Genomic DNA, 3,377 nt, shown 5'->3' on the forward strand with positions numbered 1-3,377 from the left:
TATGGTTCACAAGGTCATGCTCACGCACTTAACTTGAAAGACTCTGGCGTAGACGTAACTGTTGGTTTACGTGCTGGTTCAACGTCTTGGAAAAAAGCTGAAAACTCTGGTCTTAAAGTATCTGAAGTTCCAGCTGCTGTTGCTCAAGCTGACTTAGTGATGATCTTGACTCCAGATGAGTTCCAAGCTCAGCTTTATCGTGACGTAATTGAGCCAAACATCAAAGAAGGTGCAACGTTAGCATTTGCTCACGGTTTCTCTGTTCTTTATAACCAAGTTGTTCCACGTAAGGACTTAGACGTAATTATGGTTGCGCCTAAAGCACCAGGTCACACTGTACGTTCAGAATTCCAACGTGGTTCAGGTGTTCCTGACTTAATCGCAATTCACCAAGATGCTTCTGGTAATGCACGTAACGTTGCGCTTTCTTACGCATCAGGCGTAGGTGGTGGTCGTACTGGTATCATCGAAACTTCTTTCCGTGAAGAAACTGAAACTGACTTATTCGGTGAGCAAGCAGTTCTTTGTGGTGGTGCTGTTGAATTGGTTAAAATGGGCTTCGAAACTTTGGTTGAAGCTGGTTATGCACCAGAAATGGCTTACTTCGAATGTTTACATGAGCTTAAACTCATCGTTGACTTGATGTTCGAAGGTGGTATTGCTGACATGAACTATTCAGTATCTAACAATGCTGAATATGGTGAATACGTAACTGGTGTTGAAGTAATCAACGAACAGTCTCGTGAAGCTATGCGTAATGCATTGAAACGTATCCAATCTGGTGAATATGCGAAGATGTTCATTCAAGAAGGTGCGTTGAACTACCCATCTATGACTGCTCGCCGCCGTCAAAATGCTGCTCACGGTATCGAAGTTACAGGTAATAAATTACGTGCGATGATGCCTTGGATTCAAGCAAACAAGATTGTTGATAAAGAGAAAAACTAAGGTTACGTGCCTTGCACAAAAATGGGAAGCGTTGCTTCCCATTTTTGTTCATACCTTGGATTCAAGCAAACAAAATCGTTGATAAAGAGAAAAACTAAGTTTTTCATTTATCCCAAAAAGCCTCGTTGAATACGGGGCTTTTTTATTTTGATAACAGAGTTATAACAATTTTGATTAAAAAAAAGCCTAATATAGAAATGTTAAATGGCGAATCAAAGCGATTTAAACGTGACAAAAACAACAAGATTGCTGCATTCTTCGATATTGCAGTTCAATTTAAAATCAACAAGAAAATACGAAGTTTAATTTTAAAAATATCTAGCTAAAATAATTAAGTCTTTTGGTCAAAAAGTTGTAATAAAAAAACAATACTTTTCATTGGTTTGAAATGATTATATGTTTTTATTCTATTGATTTATAAAGTGAAAAAGACTTGACCTTATGCTAGATGATGTTATTGTTAAGGAAAGTTTATGAATACACAATTTGTATCTTTTTTGAGTGTGAAGGATCGTTCTGATTTTGAGCAATTCGCTCAACAAATAAAAAAAAGTACTGAATAATCATGGAAGTCCTTTATGGTACACGTTGATTACGATAGCACATTGGTCATCGTTTCCATTCTGGTTGCAGTAGCAACTTGTTATGCTGCAGTTTCAATGGAAGAACTCGTTTTCAAAGCAGCTTATAAAAAGTTTGAAAAAAGCATTTTGGTGACGAGCGGCTTAATCTTAGGATTAGCAATATGGGCAATGCACTTTGTGGGAATGCTGGCTAGCCACTTGCCAGAAGGCTATAATTTTGACGTTAGTTTAACCATACTTTCTTATCTCGTTGGGGCTATTGCTTCTGTCTTTGCTGTTTGGTTAACAACCCGTCCAACATTACCGATGCCGCGTTTAATTCTTGGCGCAGTTTTTATGGGGCTGGGAATTTCGGGGATGCACTACACAGGGATGCTTGCGCTATCTGTTGAACATCACCAAATGCGTTACGATCCTTTACTGGTGATCTGTTCGATTTTGATCGCGATTTGTGGTTCTGGGCTTAGCTTTTTATTCGTTTTTAAATATAAGACAGCCGTAAAGTATCGAACTGGACTGAAAGCGATTGTTGCAGTGCTCATGGCATTGAGCATCGTCGGTATGCATTATACGGGAATGGCCGCAACCTCTTTTGATGAGAGCATTGCAAAAGTTCTCAGCGCCGCTCAGACAGAACAAAGTGTATTACTGTTCACCATTATTTTTATTACGAGTTTAGTTTTCGTTGCAGGTTTTGCGGTGGCTGTACTTGAAGCTCGCTTAGAACAACGTAATTTACAACTCACTAGAATCAATAGAGAGCTTGCAGCTCAATCTTTACATGATTCATTAACCAAATTACCGAACCGTTTATTTTTAACTGATTATGCAGAAGTCATCTTTAGCCATCATCGTTTAAGCGAGCAAAAAGCCGCTTTTTTATATATTGACTTAGATCGCTTTAAATCTGTGAATGATGCTTTTGGTCATCATATTGGTGATCAGCTCCTCATCAAAATGGCAAACCGTTTACATGATAAGTTAACACCCTCTCAGAAATTATTTCGCATTGGTGGTGATGAATTTGTTTTGATTTCTGAAAACACCGATATGAATGAAGCGATGCAACTCGCCGAAGAAATTCTTCATTTCATTCAAGAAACCTATCTCATTGCAAATAAAGAAATCAATATTTCAGCTAGCCTTGGAATTGCGATGTATCCTGAACATGGAACCAATGTTCAAGATTTACTGATCAATGCCGATGTCGCTATGCTGGCATCCAAAGAGCAGGGAAGAAATACGTATACGATTTTCCATTCGATGAGTGATCAGCAAGATGTTCGCAGTCAATCTAAATTGATTAATGATTTGTATAAAGCCGTTGAGGAACAGCAATTTGTTCTTTTCTATCAACCTAAGTTCACTGCAAATTATGAAATTTGTGGCGTTGAGGCATTAATCCGCTGGAAACACCCAAGTTTAGGGTTGCTTACTCCGCAAATGTTTATTGAGGGGGCAGAGAAAACGGGACTTATTATTCCAATGGGGTATTGGGCGCTAGAGCAAGCTTGCCAGCAAATTCAAAAATGGGAGCAGAGTAATAGTCCCTTTTATCCAATCGCGGTGAATTTATCAGCCTTACAGTTCGAAAATAAAAAACTATTTTGTGTACTCGAAAAATTATTAGAAAAATATCAAATTCAGCCTGAACATCTTATCCTTGAAATTACCGAATCTACAGCAATGCATCATATTGATTCGAGCATTCGAACCTTAGAACGATTACGTAAGTTAGGGATTAAGATCGCGATTGATGATTTCGGTACAGGCTATTCAAGCTTCTTGTATTTAAAAGATTTACCAATTGATGAACTTAAAATTGATCGTGGTTTTTTAACTGAT

The 3,377-nt window shown here is 38.1% G+C and carries 2 protein-coding genes; both read left to right on the top strand.

Features of this window, described 5'->3' with window-relative positions; genetic code table 11:
* The coding region (ilvC, locus tag B4237_RS08650; protein WP_286942737.1) for a ketol-acid reductoisomerase at positions 1–948 on the top strand (948 nt) is incomplete at its 5' end.
* Between the two features lie 578 nt (positions 949–1,526).
* Positions 1,527–3,377, top strand: a 1,851-nt coding sequence (locus tag B4237_RS08655) for a putative bifunctional diguanylate cyclase/phosphodiesterase (RefSeq protein ID WP_286942739.1), incomplete at its 3' end; no start/stop codon positions are given.

It is taken from the genome of Acinetobacter sp. UBA6526, from assembly GCF_002434875.1.
GTDB classification, from domain to species: Bacteria; Pseudomonadota; Gammaproteobacteria; order Pseudomonadales; family Moraxellaceae; genus Acinetobacter; species Acinetobacter venetianus.